At 62.2% G+C, this 26032-nt stretch carries 19 protein-coding genes; 5 read left to right on the forward strand and 14 right to left on the reverse strand.

What is annotated here, in order from left to right; translation table 11 throughout:
• Positions 1-25: 25 nt before the first annotated feature.
• From HGO40_RS16925 to HGO40_RS16935, 3 genes are read right to left on the reverse strand one after another with little or no spacing between them, the layout of a single operon-like run.
• The gene (locus HGO40_RS16925) at positions 26-1498 is read right to left on the reverse strand and encodes an N-acyl-D-amino-acid deacylase family protein (protein ID WP_250963941.1); all 1473 of its coding nucleotides are present in this window, start codon (positions 1496-1498) and stop codon (positions 26-28) included.
• A 1-nt stretch (position 1499) separates the two neighbouring features.
• The gene (locus HGO40_RS16930; RefSeq protein WP_250963942.1) at positions 1500-2360 is read right to left on the reverse strand and encodes a MurR/RpiR family transcriptional regulator; all 861 of its coding nucleotides are present in this window, start codon (positions 2358-2360) and stop codon (positions 1500-1502) included.
• A gap of 21 nt (positions 2361-2381) precedes the next feature.
• Positions 2382-3731: a GntT/GntP/DsdX family permease gene (locus HGO40_RS16935; protein WP_250963943.1), complete on the reverse strand. Its 1350-nt coding sequence runs from the start codon at positions 3729-3731 to the stop codon at positions 2382-2384.
• Positions 3732-4066: 335 nt separating this feature from the next.
• Here HGO40_RS16935 and HGO40_RS16940 point away from each other — a divergent pair, with 335 nt between their 5' ends.
• Positions 4067-5512, forward strand: coding sequence for a SulP family inorganic anion transporter (locus tag HGO40_RS16940; protein ID WP_250963944.1), 1446 nt, complete (start codon positions 4067-4069; stop codon positions 5510-5512).
• 405 nt (positions 5513-5917) lie between these two features.
• On the opposite strand, the gene HGO40_RS16945 is transcribed toward HGO40_RS16940, so the two are convergent.
• Positions 5918-6829 (reverse strand): LysR substrate-binding domain-containing protein, encoded by a 912-nt coding sequence (locus HGO40_RS16945; RefSeq protein ID WP_250963945.1) that lies wholly within the window; start codon positions 6827-6829, stop codon positions 5918-5920.
• A gap of 211 nt (positions 6830-7040) precedes the next feature.
• Complete coding sequence (mdaB, locus tag HGO40_RS16950) at positions 7041-7631, reverse strand: NADPH:quinone oxidoreductase MdaB (protein WP_250963946.1); 591 nt, start codon at positions 7629-7631, stop codon at positions 7041-7043.
• A 201-nt stretch (positions 7632-7832) separates the two neighbouring features.
• On the opposite strand from mdaB, the gene HGO40_RS16955 reads away from it, so the two are divergent.
• Positions 7833-8147, forward strand: a complete 315-nt coding sequence (locus HGO40_RS16955; RefSeq protein WP_207963412.1) for a putative quinol monooxygenase — start codon at positions 7833-7835, stop codon at positions 8145-8147.
• On the opposite strand, the gene HGO40_RS16960 is transcribed toward HGO40_RS16955, so the two are convergent.
• Positions 8137-8901, reverse strand: a complete 765-nt coding sequence (locus tag HGO40_RS16960) for a sulfite exporter TauE/SafE family protein (RefSeq protein WP_250963947.1) — start codon at positions 8899-8901, stop codon at positions 8137-8139. The genes HGO40_RS16955 and HGO40_RS16960 overlap by 11 nt on opposite strands.
• A gap of 215 nt (positions 8902-9116) precedes the next feature.
• On the opposite strand from HGO40_RS16960, the gene HGO40_RS16965 reads away from it, so the two are divergent.
• Complete coding sequence (locus HGO40_RS16965) at positions 9117-9998, forward strand: LysR substrate-binding domain-containing protein (protein WP_250963948.1); 882 nt, start codon at positions 9117-9119, stop codon at positions 9996-9998.
• Between the two features lie 96 nt (positions 9999-10094).
• A complete protein-coding gene (locus HGO40_RS16970; protein ID WP_060739285.1) occupies positions 10095-10439 on the forward strand; it encodes a cupin domain-containing protein in 345 nt (114 codons plus the stop codon).
• A gap of 187 nt (positions 10440-10626) precedes the next feature.
• On the opposite strand, the gene mmsB is transcribed toward HGO40_RS16970, so the two are convergent.
• Together mmsB and HGO40_RS16980 are read right to left on the reverse strand one after the other, a co-directional pair.
• Complete coding sequence (gene mmsB / locus HGO40_RS16975) at positions 10627-11514, reverse strand: 3-hydroxyisobutyrate dehydrogenase (protein WP_250963949.1); 888 nt, start codon at positions 11512-11514, stop codon at positions 10627-10629.
• A 10-nt stretch (positions 11515-11524) separates the two neighbouring features.
• Complete coding sequence (locus HGO40_RS16980) at positions 11525-13051, reverse strand: CoA-acylating methylmalonate-semialdehyde dehydrogenase (protein WP_250963950.1); 1527 nt, start codon at positions 13049-13051, stop codon at positions 11525-11527.
• 140 nt (positions 13052-13191) lie between these two features.
• Between HGO40_RS16980 and HGO40_RS16985 the strand changes: the two genes are divergently transcribed.
• Positions 13192-14139, forward strand: a complete 948-nt coding sequence (locus HGO40_RS16985; RefSeq protein WP_250963951.1) for a LysR family transcriptional regulator — start codon at positions 13192-13194, stop codon at positions 14137-14139.
• Here HGO40_RS16985 and yfiB read toward each other — a convergent pair.
• The 6 genes from yfiB to recC all read right to left on the reverse strand — a co-directional run bounded on the left by yfiB (position 14136) and on the right by recC (position 25848).
• Positions 14136-14639 (reverse strand): outer membrane lipoprotein YfiB, encoded by a 504-nt coding sequence (gene yfiB, locus HGO40_RS16990; RefSeq protein WP_250963952.1) that lies wholly within the window; start codon positions 14637-14639, stop codon positions 14136-14138. The genes HGO40_RS16985 and yfiB overlap by 4 nt on opposite strands.
• 3 nt (positions 14640-14642) lie before the next feature.
• Positions 14643-15911, reverse strand: coding sequence for a diguanylate cyclase DgcN/YfiN (gene dgcN, locus HGO40_RS16995; RefSeq protein WP_250963953.1), 1269 nt, complete (start codon positions 15909-15911; stop codon positions 14643-14645).
• Positions 15908-16483, reverse strand: a complete 576-nt coding sequence (gene yfiR / locus HGO40_RS17000) for a regulatory sequestration protein YfiR (RefSeq protein WP_250963954.1) — start codon at positions 16481-16483, stop codon at positions 15908-15910. The genes dgcN and yfiR overlap by 4 nt, the downstream gene beginning before the upstream one ends.
• A 139-nt stretch (positions 16484-16622) precedes the next feature.
• Entirely contained in the window at positions 16623-18713 is a 2091-nt protein-coding gene (recD, locus tag HGO40_RS17005; RefSeq protein WP_250963955.1) for an exodeoxyribonuclease V subunit alpha, read from the reverse strand.
• Complete coding sequence (recB, locus tag HGO40_RS17010) at positions 18710-22399, reverse strand: exodeoxyribonuclease V subunit beta (RefSeq protein WP_250963956.1); 3690 nt, start codon at positions 22397-22399, stop codon at positions 18710-18712. Before recB ends, recD begins: the two co-directional genes overlap by 4 nt.
• Positions 22396-25848, reverse strand: a complete 3453-nt coding sequence (recC, locus tag HGO40_RS17015; protein ID WP_250963957.1) for an exodeoxyribonuclease V subunit gamma — start codon at positions 25846-25848, stop codon at positions 22396-22398. The genes recB and recC overlap by 4 nt, the downstream gene beginning before the upstream one ends.
• Between the last annotated feature and the right edge of the window lie 184 nt (positions 25849-26032).

The raw sequence follows: 26032 nt of genomic DNA on the forward strand, positions 1-26032 counted from the left end.
CGCCAATTAACACCCCATTAGCCATTTACACGCCATTCGATGGACCAAAGCCTCGACGCAGATCGCCTTCGCGTGCCAGGAAGCGCCCCTCCCGGCGCCCATTCGCCTGGCCGTCGCGATAGCTCAGGACACCGTTGACCCACACACCGTCAATGCCTTCGGCTGCCCGCTGAGGTTCATTGAAATCGGCGACGTCCCGAATGGTGTGGGGATTGAACAACACCAGGTCCGCCCAATGGCCTTCACGGATTTCACCCCGGTGCTTGAGGCCGAAACGTACTGCGGAAAGGCCAGTCATCTTGTGCACGGCGGTGTGCAACGGAAAAAGCCCGACGTCACGACTGAAATGTCCCAGGACCCGTGGAATAGCGCCCCACAAACGCGGATGGGGAAACGGGTCTTCGGGCAAACCGTCAGAGCCGACCATGGTCAACGGGTGGGCGAGGATCCGTCGTACGTCGCCTTCATCCATGCCGTAGTACACCGCGCCTGCCGGTTGCAGGCGCCGCGCCGCCTCCAACAGCGACACCTCCCAATCGCGGGCGATGTCGATAAGGTCGCGTCCGCCCACCGACGGGTGAGGTGTCGACCAGGTGATGGTGATGCGATGGGCATCGGTCACTTGCTTGAGGTCCAAGGTCGAGGAGCTGGCCGCGTAGGGGTAGCAGTCGCAACCGACCGGATGGGTTTTCGCCGCGTTTTCCAATGCCGCGAGCACCTGCGGGCTTCGTCCCCAATTACCGGCGCCGGCGCATTTGAGGTGGGAAATGATCACCGGACTCTGCGCATGACGGCCAATCTGGAACGCCTCGTCCATGGCCTCGAGCACCGGTTCGAATTCGCTGCGCAGGTGGGTGGTGTAGACGGCGCCGAATGCGCTCAATTCTTCGGTCAGTTGCATGACCTCGTCAGTGGACGCTGCAAAGGCGTTGGCGTAGGCGAGGCCGGTGGACAACCCCAAGGCACCGGCCTCCAGACTTTCGCGCAATTGCCGACGCATGGCGGTGATTTCTCCTACCGAGGCCGTGCGCAACAAATCGTCCATATGATTACTGCGCAACGCCGTGTGCCCGACCAACGCAGCCACGTTGACCGCTGGCGTCGCCGCTTTCACCGCTGCGCGATAATCGGCAAAGCGTGGGTAGGCGAACGCCTGGGCCGTGCCGAGCAGGTTCATTGGATCTGGCGGATCGCCCCGCAGGCTCACCGGCGCGGCGCTGATGCCGCAGTTGCCGACGATCACGGTGGTCACGCCCTGGCTGAGCTTGGGCAGCATCTGCGGTTGGCGAATGACCACTGTGTCGTCGTGGGTGTGTACATCGATGAAGCCTGGCGCCAGCACGCGGCCGGCGGCGTCGATGTCTTCCTCGGCCCGGGCATCGCGCAGCTCGCCGATGCGTTGGATGCGACCGCCGTGGATCGCTACGTCGGAGTGGTAGCCGGGCGTGTCGCTGCCGTCGAGGACCAGCGCATTGCGGATAAGCGTGTCGTACAGCATGTCAGTCTCCCAGCGGCAAATGATCGTCGCCGCCGCGGTAATCGTCCAGGGCGAGCTTGACTCGCCGCAGGCGCTCTTGATTGTCTTCGGGATGGGCCAACGCCAGCTCGGTGGCGAGCACGTCGATGGCCAGCAGCATGCCGTAGCGCGCCGCCGTGGGTTTGTAGATAAAGGAAGTCTCGGCGCTTTGCAGGGGCAGCACGCAATCGGCCACTTGGGCCAGTGGCGAGTCGGCGCGGGTGATGGCCAGGATCGCCGCACCGTAGCTGCGGGCCAGTTCAATCGCACTCAACAGCTCCGGCGTGATACCGGTCAGTGAGCAGGCGATGACCAGATGCTGGTCGCTCAGCGAGGTGGCGGTGATGCGCATCATCACCGGGTCGCGGCAGGCGGCAATCGGGTAGCCAAAGCGCACCAGCCGCACTTGCAACTCCTCGCCGCACAGCGCCGACCAGCCACCCAGGCCGAACGCATGGATCATCCGTGCCTTGCCGATCATCCTCACGGCATCGCCGAATCGCGACTCTTCGAACCCTGACAGATGTTGGCGCAGTGTCGCTTCGATATCGCCGACGATCTGTCCATAAAACGCCGACTGCTCCGGCGCACCGGCCGGGTCGAGGAAACGGCTGCCGACGCCGCTGGCCTGGGCCAGTTGCAGGCGTAGGTCTCGCAGGTCGCGGCAACCGACGGTGCGGGCGAAGCGCGACAGGGTGGCGCTGCTGACTTCCGCCCGTTGGGCCAGTTCATCGAGGCTGGCGGAGGCAGCAAAGCCTACGTCTTCGAGCATCAGCCGGGCGATTCTTCCTTCGCCGGCGCTGAAGGAATCCTGACGGGCACGGATCTGGTAGAGGATGTCCATGACGACTCCTTGCAGTGGCGGTCAAAGCACGCGCGCAAGCCCGAGGGTCAGGGCGAACGCGACCAGGGATATCAGTGTTTCAAGCACCGTCCAGGTCTTGAAGGTCTGCGTGACGGTCATATTGAAGTATTCCTTGATCAGCCAGAAGCCGCCGTCGTTGACGTGGGAAAAGATAACCGACCCGGCGCCGGTCGCCAGCACCAGCAGCTCGGGATGGGGATAACCCAGGCCAATCGCCACCGGCGCGACGATGCCCGAGGCCGTGGTCATCGCCACCGTGGCCGAACCCGTGGCAACCCGCATCAGCGCGGCGAACAGCCAGCCCATGACCAGCGGTGACAACTGGAATTCCTCGGCCAGGCCGACGATCTGCTGCGTGACCCCGGCGTCCACCAGGATCCGGTTCAAACCACCACCGGCGCCCACCAGCAAAGTGATGCTGGCAGTCGGCGCCAGGCATTCGTTGGTGAACTTGAGGATCGATTCGCGGTTGAATCCCTGGGCCAGGCCGAGGGTCCAGAAACTGAGGATGGTCGCCAGCAGCAGAGCGATCACCGAGTTGCCGATGAACAGCAGGAACTGGTTGAAACCGCTGCCCGGCGTGGAGATGAGGTTGGCCCAGCCGCCGATCAGCATCAGGATCACCGGCAGCAGGATGGTCCCCAGGGTCACGCCGAAACCCGGCAGGTTGGCTCGCGGTTCACGGTCGAGAAATTGTCGCTCCAGCGGGTTCTCGGCCGGTAGCTGGATGCGCGGCACGATGAACTTGGCGTACAGCGGGCCGGCGATGATCGCAGTGGGAATGCCGATCAGGATCGCGTACAGCAAGGTCTGCCCCACCGAGGCCTGGAACGCCTGCACCGCCAGCATCGCCGCCGGATGCGGCGGCACCCGCGCATGGACCACCGAAAGCCCGGCGACCATCGGCAGCCCCACCATCAGGATCGACACGCCCACACGCCGGGCGATAGTGAACGCGATGGGCACCAGCAGCACAAAACCGACCTCGAAGAACAACGGCACCCCCACGAGGAAGGCAATGCACACCATCGCCCAGTGGGCGTTGCGCTCGCCGAAACGTTCGATCAGCGTCTGCGCCATGCGCTCGGCCCCGCCGGACTCGGCCATCATCTTGCCGAGCATGGTGCCCAGGGCCACCACCAGCGCAATGTGCCCCAGCGTCTTGCCGACACCCGCCTCGTACGCCCCCACCACACCCGACGGCGGCATCCCGGCCAGCAACGCCAGGCCAATGGAGACCAGGGTAATCACGATGAACGGATTGAGCCGGTAGCGCGCGATCAGGACGATCAGCGCGATGATAGCGATGGTCGCATAGACCAATAGCCAATAACCGAAAGCAGGTGCCATGCGTTACTCCTCGAATGGGGTCACGTCGATGTGTTGTGAAACTCTTAAATCATTTCGACGAAGAATCTTCAAACCCGTTGAAAGTAATTTTCGCGCAGAGGTAAAACTTGTCGCTGACGGACAACGCGACACGGCGTTGATGAAAATTCAGCGCAAGATTTTCATCGCTTTTGTGGCGAGGGAGCTTGCTCCCGCTGGGCTGCGAAGCGGCCCCAAATTCACCAGCACAATCGACCAACGGCTGGCCGCCCCGCACTCAATTCCGTACCATCCGCACCTGTTTTTGCACCACTCCCCGGCAGCCGACGGTCCACCGGCGCCCAGTCAGGTAAATCATGAAACCAGCACGTCTTCGCGCCGACGCCCTCGCCGGCCTCACCACCTCTTTCGCCTTGCTCCCCGAGTGCATCGCCTTCGCCCTGGTGGCCCACCTCAACCCGCTGATGGGGCTGTACGGTGCGTTCATCCTCTGTACGCTGACCGCGTTGTTCGGCGGTCGCCCCGGGATGGTGTCAGGCGCGGCGGGGTCGATGGCCGTGGTGATCGTCGCGCTGGTGGTGCAGCACGGGGTGCAGTACCTGCTGGCGACCGTGCTGCTGGGCGGATTGATCATGATGGCGTTCGGGCTGTTGCGGCTGGGCAAGCTGGTGCGCATGGTGCCGCACCCGGTGATGCTTGGTTTCGTCAATGGCTTGGCCATTGTGATTGCGCTGGCGCAACTGGAGCATTTCAAGAAGGACGGCGTCTGGCTGAGCGGCACCCCGCTCTACCTGATGGCCGGGCTGGTGGCGCTGACCATGGCCATCGTCTACCTGTTGCCGCGCCTGACCCGCAGCGTACCGCCGGCCTTGGTGGCGATCCTCGGCGTTGGCCTGGCGGTTTATCTGCTCGGTCTGCCGACCCGGACCCTGGGTGACATGGCCCACATTGCCGGCGGCTTGCCGACGCTTGCCCTGCCGGACATTCCCTGGAACCTGGAAACCCTGCAAATCGTCGCGCCCTATGCGGTGATCATGGCGATGGTCGGCTTGCTGGAAACCCTGCTGACACTGAACCTGACCGATGAAATCACCGAGAGCCGTGGGTATCCGGACCGTGAGTGCGTGGCATTGGGCGCGGCCAACATGGCCTCTGGATTGCTGGGCGGCATGGGCGGTTGCGCGATGATCGGCCAGACGATGATCAACCTCAGCTCCGGCGGGCGCGGGCGGTTATCGGGCGTGGTGGCCGGGGTGATGGTGTTACTGTTCGTGTTGTTCCTCTCGCCGTTGATCGAGCGCATTCCGCTGGCGGCGCTGGTGGGCGTGATGTTCGTGGTGGCGCAGCAGACGTTCGCCTGGGCCTCGTTGCGAGTGGTCAACAAAGTGCCGGCCAATGATGTGCTGGTCATCATCGCAGTGACGGTCATCACGGTGTTCACCGACCTGGCCGTGGCCGTGCTCTGCGGGATCATCATCGCGGCGCTCAACTTCGCCTGGCAACAGGCCCGGGAGCTGTATGCCGACACTCATGAGGAAGCCGACGGCAGCAAGCTGTATCGCCTGCACGGCACGCTGTTTTTTGCCTCGTCGACGCCGTTTCTCAACCAGTTCGACCCGGCCAACGACCCGGCCCTGGTGACCCTCGATTGCCGTCACTTGCGCTTCGTCGACTACTCGGCCGTCGCCGCGCTCAAGACCTTGCGTGAGCGCTACAGCAAAGCGGGCAAGCACCTGCGCGTGTATCACCTGTCCGAGCGCTGCAAACAAATGCTCAAGCGCGCGGGCGTGCAACACGACTGATGTCATGCCAACACAAAACCTGTGGGAGCGAGCTTGCTCGCGATAGCGGTGGATCAGCCGACTTCATTACTGACTGACCTGGCGCCATCGCGAGCAAGCTCGCTCCCACAGGGGGTTATAGAACTGATGAAGATAGAGTGATCTCTGGCGATCAACTGTGGGAGCGAGCCTGCTCGCGAATGCGGTCTGCCAGTCAAAACAAATGTTGCCTGGCCCTCCGCTTTCGCGAGCAGGCTCGCTCCCACAAGGGTGCTTATTCTGTGGGCACTACCGGCGTCACTCGCACCATCTCTTCAAGAATCCATGCCACCACCGACGTCCGCTTCGGTGCCCACCCCAGCAGCTCACGGGCATTGTTGCCGCGCACACTCATTGCCCAAATCACTCTTGCCTTGAAGTTTCGAATCAACCCTTGAACTCCCGCGAGGCGTAGTCGGCGAGCTTGCCCTGGATGAAGTCCAGGAAACACTGGATCCGCAGGGCCAGTTGCGAATTGCGGTAGTACACCGCGTTGATCGGCTGGCGGTAGCCGCTGTTGGCATCGGCCAGCAGCACCTTCAGCCGGCCGGCCTGGATGTCGTCGCGGGTCATGAAGTCTGACAGGCAGGCAATGCCCTGCCCTTGCAGCGCCAAGTGACGCACGGTCTCGCCGCTGGACGCGCTGATGGCGGCCTGGATCGGCCAGCGATCGCCATGTTGGTGACGCAGCGGCCACTGGTTGAGGCCTTCGTTCTGGGCAAACCCCAGCAGCGCATGCTCCGACAGTTCGGCAACGCTTGTGGGAGTGCCGTGCTGCTTCAAATAGGCCGGGCTGGCGAGGATGTGCAACGGGCTGCAACCCAGGGAGCGGGCGTGGAGCGTCGAGTCGATAAGGGTGCCGATGCGGATGGCGATGTCAGTGCTTTGCTCCAACAGGTCGATGATCAGGTCGTTGCTGTTGAGTTCGAGCTGGATGTCCGGGTAAAGCCGGCGGAATTCTTCGATGTGCGGCACGATGGCGTGCAGCATGAACGGCGAGGCCGCGTTGATCCGCAAGCGTCCTGAAGGATTTTTCTGGCGAGACGACAGGCGCTCTTCCAGCTCATCCATCTGGTCGAGGATGCCTTTGGCCTGTTCGAAGAAATACTTGCCCTCTTCGGTCAGGTCCATGCGCCGCGTGGTGCGGTTGATCAACGTGGTATCGAGCTTGGCCTCCAGCCGCGACAACGTGCGGCTGACTGCCGACGGCGTCTGCCCGACTTGCTCGGCGGCGGCGGAGATGGATCCGCATTCGATTACGCAGACGAAAATCTGCAACTCGTCGGATCTGGCTTTCACAGACAGCCTCTCGTGGAATGCACATCCAGTGTGAAGGATGCTTTTGTGGCGAGGGAGCTTGCTCCTGCTCGGCCGGGCTGGCGCTCCAGCGCGCAGCGGCCGCTTTTTGGGGGGCTGCTACGCAGCCCAGCGGGAGCAAGCTCCCTCGCCACAGAAGCCCGCTCGCCTTGGGTGCAGGATTGCGTTCGGGTAAGTCCCGATAGTAGCTGGATTACCGCGAAAGGCCGAACACCTCGCGCAAATGCCGCTCATACCGCGCCACATCTTCTTCGATGTTCGGGCGCTTCATCACATCCACGCACAGGAAGGTCGGCAGGCCGGTCATGCCGAGGAATTGATTGGCCTTGTGGAACGGGAAGTACACCGCGTCCACACCCTTGGCTTCGAAGAAATCGCTCGGGTCGTCGAAGGCTTGCTGCGGGGCGTTCCAGGTCAGGGACAACATGTACTGCTTGCCTTGGATCAGGCCGCCACTGCCGTATTTCTGCGAGGCATCGGAACGGGTCCGACCGTCACTGGCGTAGAGGCTGCCGTGGCCTTCGGTGAAGACTTCGTCGATGTACTTCTTCACGGTCCACGGCGCGCCCATCCACCAACCTGGCATCTGGTAAATGATCACGTCGGCCCAGAGGAACTTGGCGACTTCCTCCTGGAGGTCGTAGCCGCCATCGATGAAAGTGGTTTTCACATCAAACCCGCCACGGTCCAGCACGCTGAGCGCCGTCTCGTGGAGGGTGGCGTTGTAGCGACCGTCGGAATGGGCGAATTGTTTGCCGCCGTTGAGCAACAGGACTTTTTTCATGGGGAGCCTCATCGGGTTCCACAGCGTGGGCCGTTGGCTGGCCGCCGCATGGAAAGATTGAAATTGATGGCGGCAGAGTACCGACGAGCTTCGCGCGGAATAAGCACCGCAACGACAAAAGTGATTTGACCTATACGCAAGAATGGATGACCGATTGTTGCCGTAAGCTTCGGCACCTCTTTTAATTCAGGAGCCCTCTCCATGAGCGAACTGCACGGTTTCATCCTGCACGCCAAGACCCGTCCGGAAAAAGCCGAGGCCTTCGAGGCGCTGTTCCGCGCCTACGTCGAACCAAGCCGTGCCGAGCCTGGCTGCATCGAATATCACATGCTGCGGGACCAACAGGATCCAACGCTGTTTATCTTCTATGAGATCTGGGCATCCCAGGCACACCTGGAGGTGCATTCGAACCTGCCGCACATGAAGCAATTTTCCGAACAACGCATGGATTATCTGGAGCGCGACTTCGACATCCGCCGCGTCGACATGCTCAGCCCGTCCTCGGCTAGCCGCTGACCAGCAGATGGCCGCCGAGCGCACCGAGGCCGATGAAAAATACCCGTTTGAACAACACGGCGCTGATCCGCTGGCGCAGCCATTGCCCCAGCCACATCCCCAGCAGCGCCGGGGCCAGCGCCAACAACGAAGCACTCAATTCGCCCCCGCCCAGCGCGCCGCGCCACAACAGGCCGGCGGCCAGGGCCAGGGTCGAAACGGTGAATGACAGGCCCAGGGCCTGCACCAGTTCATCCTTGCTCAAGCCCAGCGCTTGCAGATAAGGCACTGCCGGAATGACGAACACACCGGTAGCGGAAGTGACGAGGCCGGTCAGCAACCCGCAGAGCGGAGCGATCCACGGCTCGGCATCGGGACCGACCCGCAGCGTCGGCAGCAACAGCCCACTCAGCGCATACAGCAACAACGCCCCGCCCAAGGCCCGCACCACCCAGGCCCCGCCTGTCATGCCGATCCACAGCGTACCGAGCCCGGTGCCAATACAAATAGCGAGTAACAGCGGCCACAAACGCCGGATCAAGGTTTGCAGATGGCCGCCGAACGCCAGTTGCCAAAGATTGGTCAGGGTCGCCGGGATGATCAGCAGCGCCGCAGCCTGCGCCGGAGCCATAGCCAGACCGAGCAAACCCATGGAGATGGTCGGCAGGCCGAGGCCGATCACGCCCTTGATGGTACCGGCCAGCAGGAAGGTGCCGATGACCAGTAAGGAAAGGGCCAGGCCGAGATTCTGATAGAAAGCGATGAGTGTGTTCATGGGGCTATCGTGCGCCCCGGGGCTTGGCTTGAAAATCTGCCATATACTGAGGGTGCCTCTCTTTCAGAAAGAGGCTGAAAATTTTTGTGGATGCTACTGGCGCCATCGCGAGCAAGCTCGCTCCCACAGGGGATTGCATTTCAAACTGTGGGAGCGAGCTTGCTCGCGATGACGATAAACCAAGCACCACAGCCCTTGAGACAGGATTCCCGCCCATGCACTTCGACCTCACCGACCTGCGCCTCTACCTGAACATCCTCGACACCGGCAACATCACCGCCGGTGCGGCTCGCAGCCATTTGTCCCTGGCTGCGGCCAGTGCGCGAGTGCGGGCCATGGAAGGGTCCCTGGGCATCGACCTGCTTGAACGCGGACGACGTGGCGTAACCCCAACGCCGGCTGGCAGGGCCCTGGCCGAGCACGCCCGGCTCCTGCTGCAACAGGCCGAACGCCTGCAACAGGACCTGGCCGAATATGCCAAGGGGGTCAAAGGCCGGGTACGGCTGCTGTGCAACACCAGCGCCATGACCGAGTACCTGCCCGAACTGCTGGCCGGCTTTCTCAAGACCCATCCCAACCTCGACATCGACTTGCAGGAGTTGCCCAGCTCACGGATCACCCATGCGCTGCGCGAGGGCGCGGCGGACTTGGGGATCGTTTCCGACGCGGTGGACACCGATGGCCTTCAGGCCTGGCCGTTTCGCGACGATCCGCTGGTATTGATCCTACCGAACGGACATCCCATGGCTGACGGTCGAACCGTGCGTTTCAGCGAAACCCTCAGCCACGACTATGTCGGCCTGAACGCCGCCAGTGCCCTGGCGATCCACCTGGAAGAACAGGCCCTGCACATCGGCTCGCGCATGCAAATCCGCATTCGCGCCGAGGGTTTCGACGGGATGATTCGCATGGTGACCCATGGCGCAGGCATTGCCATCGTGCCGAAGGCGGCCGTCGATCGGCGACCGACCGAGCTGTCGTATCAATGCGTCCCACTGCACGAGGCCTGGACCCACCGGGCGCTGCTGCTGTGCGCCCGCAACTTCGAAGGTTTGCCCACCTACGCCAAGGCCCTGGCTCGGCATCTGGCCGATTGATGCGCGTTTCTGGATAGCCCGGTGTCGACTACAGACATCTACCCACCCCTGCCGCGCGTTAGGGTGCCTGTCCTCTTCCGCCCTTTCGGAGCTCACATGACCGCCCCCATCACCGTCCTGCGCGACACCCATCCGCTGCCCGTACTCGATGCCTGCAAATGGGAAAAACTCGAAGGCGACCCGCACACCGTCAACCTCAACGCCTACACCAGCGAAGACGGCAGCAAGATCATGGGCACCTGGATCTGCACACCGGGCAAATGGTATGTGGAATACGTGAAGTGGGAGTACTGCCATTTCCAGGAAGGCTACTGCATCATCACCCCAGAGGGCCTGGAGCCGATCCATCTGCGCGCCGGTGATATTTTCGTCATCGAACCCGGCATGAAAGGCACCTGGGAAGTGGTCGAGACCGTGCGTAAATATTTCGTCTTCGCCTGAAACAAAAAACCGAGAGACCACCCGACGTGGTCTCTCGGAAAACAACCGTGAAAACTTCACCGCTTCAGCTCTGTGGCGAGGGAGCTTGCTCCCGCTCGGTTGCGCAGCAACCGCCAACAAACAGGGCTGCTACGCAGCCCAGCGGGAGCAAGCTCCCTCGCCACAAAAGCCTCTCGATATCACAGGTTTACTGCGGCTTGCGATAGCTGTTCACAATCGCCGAAAAGTCCTTGCCGCCCTCGCCCCGCTGGCTCATCGCCTGGTACAACTGTTGCGCCACAGCCCCCAGCACCACCGGCTGATGGGCCTGCCGCGCGGCTTCGGTCGCCAGGCCCAGGTCCTTGAGCATCAGGTCGGCGCCAAAGCCACCCGTATAGCCACGGGACGCCGGGGCCGTTTCGATCACGCCCGGCCACGGGTTGTAGGTGTCCGAACTCCAGCAGCGGCCCGTTGAGCTATTGATGATGCCGGCCAGCACTTGGGTGTCGATCCCCAAGGCATCGCCCAGGGCCATGGCTTCGCTGACGCCCACCATGGAAATTCCCAGCAGCAGGTTGTTGCAGATCTTGGCGATCTGCCCGGTACCGACTTCACCACAATGCACAATGTTACGACCCATTTGCGCCAGCACCGGTTGCAAGGTGGCAAACAACTCAGCCGTGGCGCCGACCATGAAGGTCAACGTGCCCGCCGCCGCGCCGCCAGTGCCGCCCGAGACCGGCGCATCGGCCATCGCCACGCCTTGTTTCGCCGCGGCAGCCGCTACGTCACGGGCGGTTTGCGGATCGATGGTGCTGCAATCCACTGCCGGCGTGCCAGCGGCGATACCGGCCAGCACACCGTCTTCACCCAGCCAGACACTGCGCACATGGGCGGCGGCCGGCAGCATGGTGATGACCATTGCCGCGCCCTGGGCTGCGTCGCGCGGCGAGGCGCTGATGGTACCGCCCAATGCTGCCAGTTCGGCCAGTACCGTCTGGTTCAGGTCGAACAGGTTCAGCGAATGGCCGGCCTTGAGCAGGTTGCGCGCCATCGGGGCGCCCATGTTGCCCAGGCCGATAAATGCGATGTTCATGTCCGGCTCCTTAACGCAAATTGATGGTGGTGTTCACACCGTCATTGACGCTGTTGTCATCGAACCAGCGCGCGGTCACGGTCTTGGTCTGAGTGTAGAACTGCACCACTTGTTTGCCGTACGGGCCGAGGTCGCCGAGTTTCGAACCGCGGGAACCGGTGAAGCTGAAGAACGGCACCGGCACCGGAATCGGGATGTTGATGCCCACCTGGCCGACGTCGATTTCGCTCTGGAATTTGCGCGCTGCCGCACCGCTCTGGGTGAACAGACCCGTGCCGTTGCCGAATGGGTTGGCGTTGACCAAGGCAATCGCCTGGTCGAGGGTGTCGACTTCCAGCACCACCAGCACCGGCCCGAAGATTTCTTCGGTGTAGATGCGCATGTCGGTGGTCACGCCGGAAAACAGGGTCGGGCCGACGAAGTTGCCTTGCTCGAAGCCCGGCACGCTGATGCCTCGGCCATCGAGTTCCAGCTTCGCGCCTTGCTGCACACCGCTCTCGATCAACTCGAGGATCCGCGCTTTGGCCCGCTTGGAAATCACCGGACCGACGTCGGTGCCCGGCTCGCTGCCGGCGTTGACCTTGAGCTTTTGTGCCAAGGCCTTGAGCTCTGGCAACCACTGTTTTGCCGCACCCACCATCACCACCACGGAAGTGGCCATGCAACGCTGGCCCGCCGCGCCGAAACCGCCACCGACCAGGGCGTTGAGGGTCTGTTCACGATTGGCATCGGGCAGCACCACCGCATGATTCTTGGCGCCCATCATCGATTGCACGCGCTTGCCATGGCGACCCGCCAGGTCATAGACATGGGTGCCGACCGCAGTCGAACCGACAAAGGAAACGGCCTTGATGTCCTTGTGGGTGCAGAGCGCATCCACCACGTCCTTGCCGCCATGCACCACGTTGAGCACACCCGCCGGGACGCCGGCCTCGATGGCCAGCTCCACCAGCAGCATGGTCGACAGCGGATCCTGTTCCGACGGCTTGAGCACGAACGTGTTACCGCAGGCGATTGCCATCGGGAACATCCACAGCGGAATCATCGCCGGGAAGTTGAACGGCGTAATGCCCGCACACACGCCGATCGGCTGGCGCAGCGTGTAGGTGACCACGCCACCGGCGACGTTCTCGGCGAACTCGCCCATTTGCAGGGTACCGATGGAGCAAGCGTGCTCGACCACTTCCAGGCCACGGAAGATATCACCCTCGGCATCAGCGATGGTCTTGCCCTGCTCGGCGCTGAGCACCGCGGCGATGCGCTTGGAATGCTCGCGGATCAATGCCTGGAGCTTGAGCATGATGCGCATCCGCGCGCCGATGGGCGTCAATTTCCAGGTCTGGAACGCACGCTGGGCAGCGGCAATGGCGGCATCGACTTCCGCGGCCGTGGCGAACGGAACCTTCGCCAACACCTGCTGGGTGGCCGGGTTGACGATGTCGTGCCATTCGCTGGATTGGGATTCGACCCACTCGCCATCGATCAGCAGTCTGACGGTTTGCAGGGTGGTATCGCTGGGCGTAAGGGAAACGTTCATGCTGGCCTCCGGGATTGTTCTTATGAGAGAGCGCTGGTTCAGCAAAGACCAAGGTGCGCGAGCACGGTTGGTGATGAGACGGTTTTTGGAGTATAGATGTGCAAACTTCTAATAAGAATGCACATAAAAGCCGGTCCATCATGCAAAAAAACATCACCTCCCTGGGGTCGCTGAATTGGGACGACCTCAAGTTTTTCCTCGAAGTGGCCCGCACCCGCAAGGCCAGCACGGCCGCCAAGCGCCTGGCCGTCGACTACACCACGGTGTCGCGACGCATCAGCTCGCTGGAAGCCTCGTTGGGCACGCTGCTGTTCGAGAAATCCCGGACCAACGGGTTTGTCCTGACGGCCGAAGGCCAGCGCTTGCTGGGTTATGCCGAATCGATCGAAAGCACTTTGCACATGGCCTGCGAGCAGGTCTCGGGCTCTGGCGTCGCGTTGTCCGGCCACGTGCGCATGGGCTGCACCGAAGGCTTCGGCAGCTTCTTCATCACCCCGCAGTTGAGCCACTTCGTCGACGCCTACCCAGCCATCTCGGTGGACATCCTGCCGCTGCCACACTTCATCAGCCTGTCCAAGCGCGAGGCCGACATCGTCATCGCCCTCGAACGCCCCGAACACGGCCCGTATGTGTGCTGCAAACTGTGCGACTACCGGCTGCAGCTCTACGCCACCCAGCCTTACCTGGACAATCACCCACCGATCCAGCGCCCGGCCGACCTGGCCAGGCACTCATTCATCAGCTACGTGGATGACCTGGCGTTCAGTTCCGAGTTGCTCTACCTGGCCAACGTCCTGCCCGGCGCCAATGCCCACCTGCGCAGCACCAGTGTGATCGCGCAATTCGTGGCAGCGCAGCAAGGCCGTTCGCTGGCAATCCTGCCCTGCTTCCTCGCCGCCCAGGATCCACGGCTGTTGCCGGTGCTGCCGGAGGAAATCAACGTCACCCGGCAGTTCTGGATGTACTGCCGGGAGGATTTGAGGAAGTTGAAGCGGATTACGTTGTTGTGGGATTACATCCGCGAGGTGACTGAACAGAACCGGCCATTGCTGATGGGTGAGCGTCGGGAGATGGTATTCGCCGACTAGTCGGCGATGACCACGATGGCGACGCGGCGGTTTTCGGTGCGGCCCTCGACCGTATCGTTGGATGCGACCGGCTTGCTGCTACCGAGCCCGCGCGATTGAACGTTTTCTTGGCGCATGCCTACGCCGATCAATACCTTGCTTACGCTGTTGGCCCGACGTATCGACAGTTGTTCGTTATAGGCTTGAGAACCCGATGCATCGGTATGTCCATCGATCCGCACCCGCTCGATTCCGGCCCCGAGCAGCGCCTTGCCAATTCGTTCGACGATTTCGGTACTGGCCGGGTTGAGGTTTTCCACATCGCTGCCAAACAGCACCTTGCCCGACAAACCGAAGGCCCAGCCATCGTCAGTCAGCTCGAAACCTTGTTGCTTGAGCACGGCAATTTGCGCCGGGGTCAGGCCTTTCGGCGGTGCCGTCTGGCAACCGCTCAGGGCCACGACAGCAAGCAGGAAAAGCGCCGCGAACCAGCGCAGGGAATTTTGAAGGGATGAACGCACGAGTCAGCTCCTGGTTTGAAGATCAGCGACGGAGTGATCCGACCCCGCCGTATGTTGACCGCCTCGGGCGAGGCGTTTGGCTTGATACATGGCCGCATCGGCGGCGTGTAGCAGGGTGCCCGGTGTGGCACCGTGATCGGGGAAAACGGCAATGCCGATACTGAGGGAGGTCAACACGGAGGCGTTGCCGGGCAATTGAATCGGCATTTCCATGCTGGCGATGATCTTTTCAGCGATCAGCTCAGCGTCCTCGGCCTTGTGCAAAGGCGCCAGCAGCACGGCGAATTCGTCGCCCCCCAAGCGCGCGACCAAGTCATCCTCGCGCAACTGCGCCCGGACCCGGGTCGCCACGGCCGTCAGCACCGCGTCGCCGGCGGCGTGGCCGAAATTGTCATTGATGCCCTTGAACCGATCACTGTCCAGGTACAGCACGGCCACTTGTTCATTGAGCTTGCTGGCATTGCGCAAGGCGCGAATCAGCCGGCCCTCGAAAAATGCCCGGTTCGGCAAGCCGGTCAAGCTGTCGTGGCTGGCCTGGTGGGCCAGGGTTTCGTTTTCGCTTTGCAGGTGGGTCTGCCAGGATTCCAGTTCATCGAGCAGCGCGTTGAAGTCATTGGCCAGATTATCCAGTTCGGCGATGGCGGCCGGCGGCACGCGTCGGTCCAAGGCTCGTTCACTGCGGGCCGCGTGGGCCACCTCGGCCAGGCTGCGCAGCGGCCCGGTGATCGCCCGCAACTGCCGCCGCGCCAGATAAAGCGCCACCCAGGCACTCACCGCGGTGCACAGGATGATCCCCGCCAAACCGCTGAGCAAAAAGCGCAACAGGCTACCGCCATGCCCCGCCAACACGATGCGACCAATGTTCTGCCCTTGGTGAACGATCGGCAGGCTGATGGGCTTTTCCAGGAATGCCTTGGCAATGTGCACTTCCAGTTCCGACAACAGGCCGGTTTGCGGTCGTTGCCAGCGCGCCAACAGACGGCCGTGTTCATTGAATACCTCGGCATCGGCGACCTCCTCGGTGGAGGCGATCAAGGCCAGTGCCTCGGTGGCCGCGGCCGAATCATCGAAGACCACGGCGGCCTCCACGGTGTAGTTGATCGAACGGGCGATCAAGTGCAGGTTGTGATCCGCATAGACTCGCAGCGCCAACAGCCCGAGCAAGGTCAGGGACACACTGGCCATGGTAATGGCCACCAATGCGACGATCAGATGACCGCGACCGATGACCGAGCCCAGGGTGGGACGGACCCTTGGTTTGCTCTGCTTCATGGGGTTGCGGACCTGCGGCGGGAAAGCTGCAGCACACTCGGATGGATGCGCACGCCACTACGTGCCACGGAATCGAGGTTGACCTCGAAAGACACTTGTTCATCACCTACCCGCAGGCAGAACAGGCTACCCACGGTGCACTGGTCGCCGCCCTCACTGATGCTCAACACGGGCTTGCCGATCAAGGACGCAAACAGACGGGTGTGCTCATCGTTGGTCAGCCTGCCGACGTAGACCGCGTTGCACTCAGTGGCGATATTGGGATGATCGGCCAACAACCGCTGCACAATTACCGGTCGCCCCGTGGCCTGGGTGGTGCCCTTGACCAGATCGTCGGTGTATTGGGTCGGCCCGACGATGCACAGTTGCAGTTGAGTGGGTTCCACCGGCCAGCGGGCATAACTGAGAATGCCCAAGACCACTTGTGTCACCGCTTCGGCCCGCTGCTCGGCCTGGGTCGTGGAGGCCTGCTCCTGGGCAACCGCGACAGGCAGCAGCAAACACAAAAGGCCGGCAAGCAGAACATGCCCCCAGCCCTTGCTGCGCACTGCCTCCCCTACAGGCACTTCCATGGAAAATCTCTTGATCCAGACGATAAGTGCCGGAACGATAGCACAGTGCCAAAAAGCCAGCGAGACAGCGTGTTACGCAGGCTTGAAAGCGAAACAGGCCAGGTTGCCAGAAGGACATGAATCCTTGAAAGCCAATGATTCAGTCAGCCTGCTCCAACGCCAGCATCAAACCGCTCAAGCGCTTGACCTTGCGCCCGACCGCCTCTTCGAAGACCCCCGCCCGCGGTTCGATCAGGCTGAACCATTGCTTGCCCCGGGTAATGGCGGTGTACACCAATTCCTTGGTCAAGACCGGGTTGAGCGCATCCGGAAGGATCAACGCGGTATGGGTGAATTCCGAGCCCTGGGATTTGTGCACCGTCATGGCATACACGGTCTCTACGTCGTTCAGGCGGCTAGGCAGGACGAAACGCACGCCGCCCTGGCCGTCATTGCGCGGGAAAGCGACCCGCAGGACCTGTTTGCCGGCATCCGGCCCGTCACGCTCGGGAAGCTTGAGGGCAATGCCAATATCACCGTTCATCAACCCCAGCCCATAGTCGTTACGGGTCATCAGTACCGGACGGCCTTCGTACCACTGGTGATCGCTATCGATAAGGCGGGCCTTGAGCAATGCGGCGGTGATTCGCTGGTTCAATCCTTCGACGCCCCACGGGCCTTTGCGCACCGCGCAAAGCAATTGGAATTCGTCGAAGGCCGCCAAGACCTCACGGGCCCAATCGGCCCAGCAACGATCTTCCAATGGCTGAGAAATGGCCGGACGGCGCTGCCGCAGCAGGCTCAGGTAATGCCGATAACCCTTGGGCCCTTCTGGCTTGCCGTCGAGTAACAGTTTTTCCAGCTTCGTGTCGTGTTCACCTGCCAATTTCAAGGAAAACAAATCGACGTACTGCCCGTTATCCAATAATTGGCGGGCTTTTTCCGGCTGTTGCTGGTTGACCGAACGAGCGAGCTGACCGATCCCACTGCCTTCTCCGAAGCGCCGGGAATGCCTGAGCATGACTACTTGCTGCGCCAGGGGATGAGTGCCATTGAGGTCTTGCTGCAGGTCGCTGGCCGCCAGGGTTTCCCCACTGACCGACTCCAGCCAGGCACGGGTCTGGGGGCTGTACCAGCCGTCCTCGGCGTCTCGACACAAATCCCCCAGCACCGCACCGGCTTCCACCGAGGCCACCTGGTCCTTGTCCCCCAGCAACACCAACCGTGCATGGGCCGGCAGTGCGTCCAGCAGATTGGCCAGCATCTCCAGGTCGATCATCGACGCTTCATCGACCACCAGCACATCCAGCGGCAAGCGATTGCCTGCATGGTGACGAAAATGCCGAGTGCCGGGACGACTGCCCAGCAATCGATGGACCGTCGTGACGTCGCAGGGAATGCACCCGCGCACAGCCTCATCCAGGGTCCGGACCTGCTGGCTGATGGACTCGGTCAGGCGCGCCGCCGCCTTGCCCGTGGGCGCAGCCAGGCGAATCCGCAGCGGCTTCCCGGCCTCGGCGGCCGGAGCCTGCAACAGGGCCAGCAGACGCACAACGGTGGTGGTCTTGCCGGTGCCCGGGCCGCCGGTCACGATGCTGAAGGCCCCACGGGTCGCCAGCGCGCAGGCCAGTTTCTGCCAATCGATCGGGCCGCTGGCATTGGCCGGCCCGAACAGCCCGTCCAAACGCTCGCGCAGGTCACCGGGCGCCGCTTCCTGCTCGACCAACCGTTGGCGCAACGCCTCGTCGATCCGCCGTTCATACCCCCAGTAGCGACGCAGATAAAGACGCTTGCCAGACAGTACCAATGGACGTTGCTGCGCCTCTTCGCTCTCGTCCACAGCCAAGGCCACCAGCCGACTGGACGCCAGGGCCTTGCACCAATGGGCGCCGTCGAGCGTCTGCAATATTTGCGAGGGCAGCAGCATCGCGCCGGTCTGCGGATCACCCTCGGGGGGCAGCGACAGGGCAAAGTCCGGTTCCTTGAGGGTCTCGAATATATCCAGGCAAACGTGCCCATGACCCAGTTGATGGCTGGTCAGCGCAGCGGCGAGCAGGACCAATGGATCATCGTCGGGCGCCAGTTCATGGAGGAACGCCACGAAGGCCTTGTCCAGGGCACGCAGCCAGCCGCGCTCGACCCAGCGCGTCAGCAACAACAGCAGGTCCTGCGCACGGCTCAAAGGCGCCAGGTCAACCAGGCTTTCATCGTCGGACGCCTTGGGCAGCAGGTCGGCAAAGGAACGACTCATAGCAACTCTCCCTGTACCCACGCTGGCTCAGCCTTGGGCTCTGGCGCGCCCTGGAACAGCCGATCCAGCTGTTCGATCAAGGCCCGTGGCGGCTTGGTGAAATACACGCCCTGGCTGGTCGAGCGGGTCCCACGAAGGAACAGGTACAGCGCGCCGCCGACGTGCCGGTCGTAGTCATAATCGGGAAGCCGAGCCTTGAGCTGGCGATGCAGGGCCAACAGGTACAGCACGTATTGATGGTCGTAGCGATGGTCCAGGATCGACTGCTCCATGGCCTGTACGGTGTAGGCCATGTCATCGACCCCCAGCCAGTTGGACTTGTAATCGGCCACGTAATACCGGCCGTCGTGCTCGAACGTCAAATCGATGAACCCCTTGAACATGCCGTTGAGCAGCACCGGCTCCGCCGCGACGCGGGCGACACCGCCATGGGTGAACCGGCAAACCAGGTGATCGAGCTTTTGCACATCGACCTTGTGGCTGGCGAACCAGAACTCCATCTCGACCTGGAACCGGGTCAGTTGTTCGAGTACCACCGGCGCTTGGTCGCTGCCGACGGGCATGGGCATTTTAATCAAATGCTGCAGCCAGTCGCTCAGCGTGGTGATCCAGCCTTTCCAACCTCGGCGATTGCAGCGTCGGGCAATGGCATCCTCGATATCTGCCGGCGCGGATGAAAACCCTTCCCCGGCAGCCCACTCCAGCAGGCCATGGAGAAAAGTGCCGGGACCGGGGCCGCGGGGAAAGCGGTGGATGTCGCCACCGACGGCGATCGGCTCCCTGGGCGCGTCCGGGTCAAGACGCTCATCGTCGAACAGTTTCTGGGCCTGTGGATTCTCCGGCGCGGTATCGCTGCCTTCGCTCAGGCTTTCGCCGATGCGCAAGGCGCTGTAGGAGGCGATCCACCAATTTTCGCTGGCTTTTCGCAAGGGCACCAAGGGCTCGAGCAACACGGCGTCGTTGCGTGGCGGCCGATAGTGCTCGTCAGTCGCTTCGGGCATGGGCTGGCAGTTCACCGCGACGCTGCCGTGTTGCAGGTCTTCCAGCCAACGCCTCAGCTCCACCGAATCGGTCAACGGCGCACCTCCGCCCAACAGATAACCCAGCGCGGACACATGCAGGATCGAGCTGTTGTTATTGCCCCGTTTGAGGTCCGCGACACCCAGCCAGCAGGCATGTTGTGCGCGGGTCAGTGCCACGTAGAGCAGCCGCAGATCCTCGGCCAGTCGCTCGTCATCGGCCTTGGCGATCAATTCGGCGGTGGGCTTGAGACTGATCTGCGCCTTGTTGGCCTCGTCGTGGTAATGCAACGGCAATCGACTGCCATCCACCGGTTTCTTCGAACAGATGAAGGGCAGGAAAACCAACGGATATTCAAGCCCCTTGGACTTGTGGATCGTGACCACCTTGACCAACTGCTCATCGCTTTCCAGACGCAGGATCTGCTCTTCTCCCGCCTGTCCGGATAAGGCCAGGTGCTCGGACAAATGCCGGATCAAGGCTTGTTCGCCATCCAGCTCGCCGGCGGCCTGCTGCAACAGTTCGCACAGGTGCAGCAAGTTGGTCAGCACCCGCTCGCCATCGCTGCGCGTCATCAGGGCCTGGGGCAATTCGAAATCATGCAGCAGGCGCCGCAACATCGGCAGCACGCCCTGGCTGCGCCAGACCGTGCGATAACCGCGAAACTGCATGACCCGGGCTTCCCAGGCCAGCTCATCCTGATTGAGACGCTCCAGCTCCGTCAGCGGCAGGTTCAACGTGATGCTGGCCAGCGCTGCCCGTAGCGGTCGCTCCACATCCGGCTCGGCGCAGGCCTTGAGCCAGGTCAGCAAATCCCGCGCCTCTTGCGAAGCAAAGACCGAATCCTTGTCGGATAGATAGACACTGCGCACGCCCCGCGTGGACAACTCGTCGCGCACGGCCTGCGCCTCTTTACCGTCGCGCACCAGGATAGCGATATCCGCCGGGCGCAACCCGCGCAGCGTTTCGCCATCGACGGTGAAGCCGTCGCGCCCCGACTGCCCACCGTTGAGCAATGCCGTGATCTCACTGGCGCAGGCGGCTGCCATGGATTGCCGATACACCGCACCGGAGAGCGGCTGGTCCGACGACAGGTGCCAGATGTTCAGCGCCGCAACGGCGTGCCCTGCCACCTGTAGGGACTCCTTGCGGCCCTGGGACTCAACGGACAGGAACGGCACCGGGTTATCACCCGAAGGCTCACGGAACAGAAAGGCCCCACGCCCCTTCGGGCGGGACTCGGCCTTCTGGAAAATATGGTTAACCGCCCCCACCATGGCATGACTGGAACGGAAGTTCGTGCCCAGCGTATGCAACCTGCCGGCCGTGGCCTCGCGAGCGCGCAGGTAGGTGTAGATGTCGGCACCGCGAAAGGCGTAGATCGCTTGCTTCGGATCGCCGATCAGGAATAGTCCGGTCCCGGGGTGGTTGTCTTCAATACGGTAGATGCTTTCGAAGATCCGGTACTGAACCGGGTCGGTGTCCTGGAATTCATCGATCAGCGCCACCGGAAACTGCTCGCGGATCAGGCTCGCCAGGCGCTCGCCCCCGTCGGCCTGCAACGCCGCGTCGAGACGCAGCAGCATGTCGTCGAAGCCCATTTCGGCGCGGCGACGTTTCTCCGCTTCGAAACGCGTCCCGACCCATTGCGCGGCATGCTGCAGCACGGCGGCATCAGGGGTGGGCAACGCATCCAGGTCGGCCTTGAGACCGGCCATGGCCTCCAGCCCGGGATGGTTGGGCACTTCGCCTTTCCAGGCTTCGGCCATGCCCTCGGGCGTCAGGCGTGTGATCCCGGTGCCGATATCCAGCAACTCGTGGCTTTCGTCATCGCCCCAGGCGGTGATTTTCTGAAACCACGGTTCGAAGTAACGCGCCTGCATCTTGCGTCCATCAACAGACTTGCTGGCGACGCCTTGCTGGCAGATCTCCAACAGTTCCACGGCCCATTGCCGCCACGGCGCCTTGAGATCGAGCAAGGCGGCACTGCGCTCCTGCAACGAAGCGGCGATTAGCTCGGCAGGCTCAAGCCCGTCAGCGTCGCCAGGCTCGCTGGAAAACAACCCCCTCACCCGTGGCAACAGCGCCGCTGGACCTCCCCAATGGGTACGCACCCAGTTCAACGCCTCGCCTTGCATCGAATAGCAGAACAGCCGCCAGTAATCGCGCAATACCTCGCCCAGCAATTCGCTGTGGTCGGTTTCCAGGGTCTGGGTGAACAGGCTGCCGCTGTCGAAGGCATGCTCACGCAACATGCGCTGGCACCAGCTATGGATGGTCGAGACGGCCGCTTCGTCCATCCACTGCGCGGCGATGTCCAGCCGATTCGCACAACCCGGCCATTGCTCAGCACTGAATTCATCGCGCAATGCGCCGATCAGTGAATCCGGAGCTGGAATCTCATCGCGAAAGAAACGTGCGGCTTCGGCCAGACGGGTGCGAATTCGCTCACGCAACTCCTTGGTGGCGGCGTCCGTAAAGGTCACGACCAGGATTTGCGGCGGAAGCAACTCGCGGCCAAAACCGGACGCCGAACCGCCGTGCCCTAGCACCAGGCGCAGGTACAGCGCCGAAATGGTGAAGGTCTTGCCGGTACCGGCGCTGGCCTCGATCAGTTGGCTGCCCCGCAGCGGGAAAGCCAGGGCCAATGGTGCCTGCTGACTCATGAACGGGCCTCCTCGCTGACCAATGAACGCCACGGGGCTTCGAGCAATGGTCGGTAAAGCGTATCGCACCAGTCGGGGAATGTTTCGTCAGCCATCAAGGCCGCGAAATCAGGAAACTGTCGAGCCAAGGCCGGGCTTTCCCGCCGCTCGCCCTCGAACGTCTGTCCGTCGCCCTCATAGGCTTTGCGCGCCGCGGCTTCGGCTTTGAGCGGATCACTCTGGCCGAGCCAGGCGAACGCCGTCTTCACCGCGATCGGTAGCGGCTGGCGCATACCGGCCTGCCAGGCCTGCAATAGGTCGCCAAGCATTTTTTGTGCGGCGGGCTCTTCAAAAGGTGGCAACAGCAAGCTGTCATCACTGGCCACCAGCGCCGTCGTCAACGACAAGCCGTTAGCGCAGGCCACGAGATGATTGACCCAGGGCCGTATCAGGCGATGCCATTTGCGGGTCTTGGTGGAGCCGATGCTGTTGGGTATGGCGGTGATGGCGAGAACCGCACCGTCGGAGCGTTGGTGTAGGCCACTGAGCCACCCTTCGACACTCACTCCTTGCAGTTGCAGGCTGACCGGCACAGCACTGGTCAGCGGTGTGGGCCACAACGCCAGAAGCTGTTGGTAGCGCTGGAGCAGATCCGGCAAGGGTTCGATCAATTCGCGCTGCATGCACTCACCGAACCCGGCCATCGGCAACAGCCCGCTGTTCTGGAGCCTCTGGGCATGGGCGGCCAAGGCCAGGTCCGGCTGGTCCAGGCGTACCAGGGCGGCCTCGAGCAGGCTGTCGCTCAGGGTGTAGCGTTGCAGTGCGTCGAGCACGAAAGGTTCGTCATCGGCCAGAGGTGCTTCGATGGCGTCGAAGAACACTTTCAGCCGCTGGCTGAAGAAATGGCGGACGGGGTTGCGCAGGAAGTCCTGCAACTGACCGAGGCCCAAGGGCTCCTCCTGGACGTAGGGTTCCAGCACCTGAGTTTTGTCAGTGTCATCGGAGATGTCGTGGAGCATTCGCCATTCGCTCGCGTAACTGAACAGCTCGTCTCCTTGATGGAAATAACGCGCGCTGAACGGTTGCAGCGGATGCTCCTGAGTCAGGGCATCGAGGAGAGGCTTGCTGTCATCGGCCAACCGCCAGCCACTGGCGAGATGATCGCGCAGTTGGCCGATCAACACCGATGCCGGCCGCTCGCTGTTATCGCGGATACTGCGTCCCACCCAACTGATATAGAGCTTTTCCCGGGCCGACAGCAGCGCTTCCAATAACAGGTAACGGTCGTCCTCACGGCGAGAACGATCGCCCGGGCGATAGTCGCCGCCCATCAGATCGAAATCCAAAGGCGGTTGGGCTCTTGGGTAATCACCATCATTCATCCCCAGCAGGCACACCAACTTGAAGGGGATCGCACGCATTGGCATCAAGGTGCAGAAATTGACGGCTCCGGCCAGGAAGCGTTGGGACAGTCGCCCCTGATCCAGCCCGGCCAACCACGCTTCACGCACCACCGTCAGCGGCAGTTCATCGTGCAGCCCTACCGACTCACAGGTTTCCAGCCAGGTTTCACGCAAGTCCTCGAGTTGGGCCAGCAGATAGTCGTCATGCTCGTTACTCGCCTGGAAGAACAACCGCATCAGATCGTGCAGACGCGAACCCCATTGCTGCGGCGATGCTGGCTGGGTGAGTTCCTGGTGGGCGACTTCCAAGGCATCCAGCAAAGCAACCAGCGGACCGATCAGCGCCGCGTCCAGGCCACCGATCTCGTCATAGGGTTCGATGCCGTCATAGGCCTGCGAGCTGCCGACGGCGTACCCCAGCAACATGCGCCGCAAGCCGAAATGCCAGCTGTTCTGCTCAAGCTCCGCGGGCAAGCCCAACCCGGCGCGGTGTTCGGCACTCATTCCCCAGCGAATCCCCGCCCCTTCGATCCAACGATGCAATGTCGGCAGGTCGGCCTCATCGATACCAAACCGTTCGCGCAACGCCGGGACATCCAGCAGATCGAGGATTTCGCTGACCGGGAAACGACTGTCCGGCAGCTTGAGCAAATGCTCGACGGCGATCAGCAGTGGATCACGTCCGCGCTGGCCCTGGTCGGTCAGTGTGAATGGAATGAAACGCGGGTCGCTCCTGTCGAGCTGGCCGAACACCGCGCGAATGTGTGGCGCATAACTGTCGATGTCCGGGACCATGACGATGATATCCCGTGGGCGCAATGTCGGATCCGCACTGAAATGGGCCAGCAACTGGTCATGGAGAATTTCCACTTCACGCTGGGCGCCGTGGGCCACATGAAAACGGATCGAGCCGTCTCGTTCCGTGTCGACGACGGGCCAGTGTTCCCGGGTTTCATTCAGGGGACGGAGTTCCAGGATGTCATCCTGCAACTGGCTGAGAAGGGTCGTCGGGGTCCCATCAGTGAACAGGTCGATGCGCCCGTCGCGAAATACAGCGCGATAGCTGTTGGGGTCATCGTAGCTGTCGAGCAGGTTGATATAGTCGCGCCCCTGCTTGCCCCAGGCGGCCAATAACGGATGGGCATGTTGATGCAGGATTTGTGGATCGAGGACGGCGGGCATGCCGGTCTTGCGTGCCTGGCGCTTGTATTGATGACGTAGCAAGTCCTTGTCGGCAACGATGTCCGCCCAATGGTGGCGACACGGGTTATGCACGCAGAGTAGAACCTGGCTGAACCGGGAAAGACCGGCGAGCGCCTCGAGGACTTGGGCAGGCAACGAGGAAATACCGAACACGATGACTCGCGCGGGCAAGCCTTTCGGAGCTGCTTCCAGATTGTTGATACGTTCGATGTAGCGCTGGTGGACGCCTGCGCGGCTTTGCGCCATGCCTTGTTCCCCCACATCCAGCAACAAGGCTCGCCACAGTTCCGCTTGCCAGCAATTCGCCGGCGCGAGCGGCTTGATTTCACCTCGGACATTTCGGGTCTGGTGTCGACCCTCAGCCCAGTCCTCGAGCCAGTCGGCCCGGTACACCTGGTACTGGTCGAACAGATCGGCAAGGCGCTCGGACAGTTGATAGCGCTTGCGCAAGTCGGTGTCGTGGGTAAGGAATCGTCGTAGAGGTTCGAAATGCGGCTGCTCGATAAGCTGCGGCAACAGGCGCATCAGGCGCCAGGTTAGCGGAGCCTTGTCCAACAGCGACTTGGCCGGAATCTCATCACGCCCTAGGACCATTCGATAGAGCTGCCACATGAAGCTGCCTGGCAGTTGCACATCAATAGCCGCCGCGATACCGCAGCCGCCGGAATCATCATCTTCCGGGTCTTCAGCCAGTGCGAGCTTGAGCCATTGGGCAATACCATTGCTCTGTACCAGCGCGATTTCATTTTCAAGGGGAGCCAGCGGATAGCGCCGCATCAGGCTGATCACCAGGCTGCGCAATTCATCAAGGCGATTCCCGTGAACCACCATGAAAGCAGGGCTGAGGGACGTTGCGTCCGGCATGAAAGGCATCCTTGAAAATGCAAAAGCTAGGGCAGAACCTTAGCACTGTCGGGGGACTGTGACAGCCGGGAGCAGTCCGAGCTTGTCGTAAGAACTTTCCTGCGGGCAAAACAAAACCCCTACCTGCATCAGCAGATAGGGGTTTCGGAATTTAATCTTGACGATGACCTACTCTCACATGGGG

The sequence above is a fragment of the Pseudomonas sp. CG7 genome (assembly GCF_023701885.1).
Taxonomy (GTDB): Bacteria; Pseudomonadota; Gammaproteobacteria; order Pseudomonadales; family Pseudomonadaceae; genus Aquipseudomonas; species Aquipseudomonas zanjanensis.

Bases quoted from the DNA above. Each gene is read 5' to 3' on its own strand.
- HGO40_RS16925 (WP_250963941.1), bottom strand. From the start codon at position 1,498: ATGCTGTACGACACGCTTATCCGCAATGCGCTGGTCCTCGACGGCAGC.
- HGO40_RS16930 (WP_250963942.1), bottom strand. From the start codon at position 2,360: ATGGACATCCTCTACCAGATCCGTGCCCGTCAGGATTCCTTCAGCGCC.
- HGO40_RS16935 (WP_250963943.1), bottom strand. From the start codon at position 3,731: ATGGCACCTGCTTTCGGTTATTGGCTATTGGTCTATGCGACCATCGCT.
- HGO40_RS16940 (WP_250963944.1), top strand. From the start codon at position 4,067: ATGAAACCAGCACGTCTTCGCGCCGACGCCCTCGCCGGCCTCACCACC.
- mdaB (WP_250963946.1), bottom strand. From the start codon at position 7,631: ATGAAAAAAGTCCTGTTGCTCAACGGCGGCAAACAATTCGCCCATTCC.
- HGO40_RS16955 (WP_207963412.1), top strand. From the start codon at position 7,833: ATGAGCGAACTGCACGGTTTCATCCTGCACGCCAAGACCCGTCCGGAA.
- HGO40_RS16960 (WP_250963947.1), bottom strand. From the start codon at position 8,901: ATGAACACACTCATCGCTTTCTATCAGAATCTCGGCCTGGCCCTTTCC.
- HGO40_RS16965 (WP_250963948.1), top strand. From the start codon at position 9,117: ATGCACTTCGACCTCACCGACCTGCGCCTCTACCTGAACATCCTCGAC.
- HGO40_RS16970 (WP_060739285.1), top strand. From the start codon at position 10,095: ATGACCGCCCCCATCACCGTCCTGCGCGACACCCATCCGCTGCCCGTA.
- mmsB (WP_250963949.1), bottom strand. From the start codon at position 11,514: ATGAACATCGCATTTATCGGCCTGGGCAACATGGGCGCCCCGATGGCG.
- HGO40_RS16980 (WP_250963950.1), bottom strand. From the start codon at position 13,051: ATGAACGTTTCCCTTACGCCCAGCGATACCACCCTGCAAACCGTCAGA.
- HGO40_RS16985 (WP_250963951.1), top strand. From the start codon at position 13,192: ATGCAAAAAAACATCACCTCCCTGGGGTCGCTGAATTGGGACGACCTC.
- dgcN (WP_250963953.1), bottom strand. From the start codon at position 15,911: ATGAAGCAGAGCAAACCAAGGGTCCGTCCCACCCTGGGCTCGGTCATC.
- yfiR (WP_250963954.1), bottom strand. From the start codon at position 16,483: ATGGAAGTGCCTGTAGGGGAGGCAGTGCGCAGCAAGGGCTGGGGGCAT.
- recD (WP_250963955.1), bottom strand. From the start codon at position 18,713: ATGAGTCGTTCCTTTGCCGACCTGCTGCCCAAGGCGTCCGACGATGAA.
- recB (WP_250963956.1), bottom strand. From the start codon at position 22,399: ATGAGTCAGCAGGCACCATTGGCCCTGGCTTTCCCGCTGCGGGGCAGC.
- recC (WP_250963957.1), bottom strand. From the start codon at position 25,848: ATGCCGGACGCAACGTCCCTCAGCCCTGCTTTCATGGTGGTTCACGGG.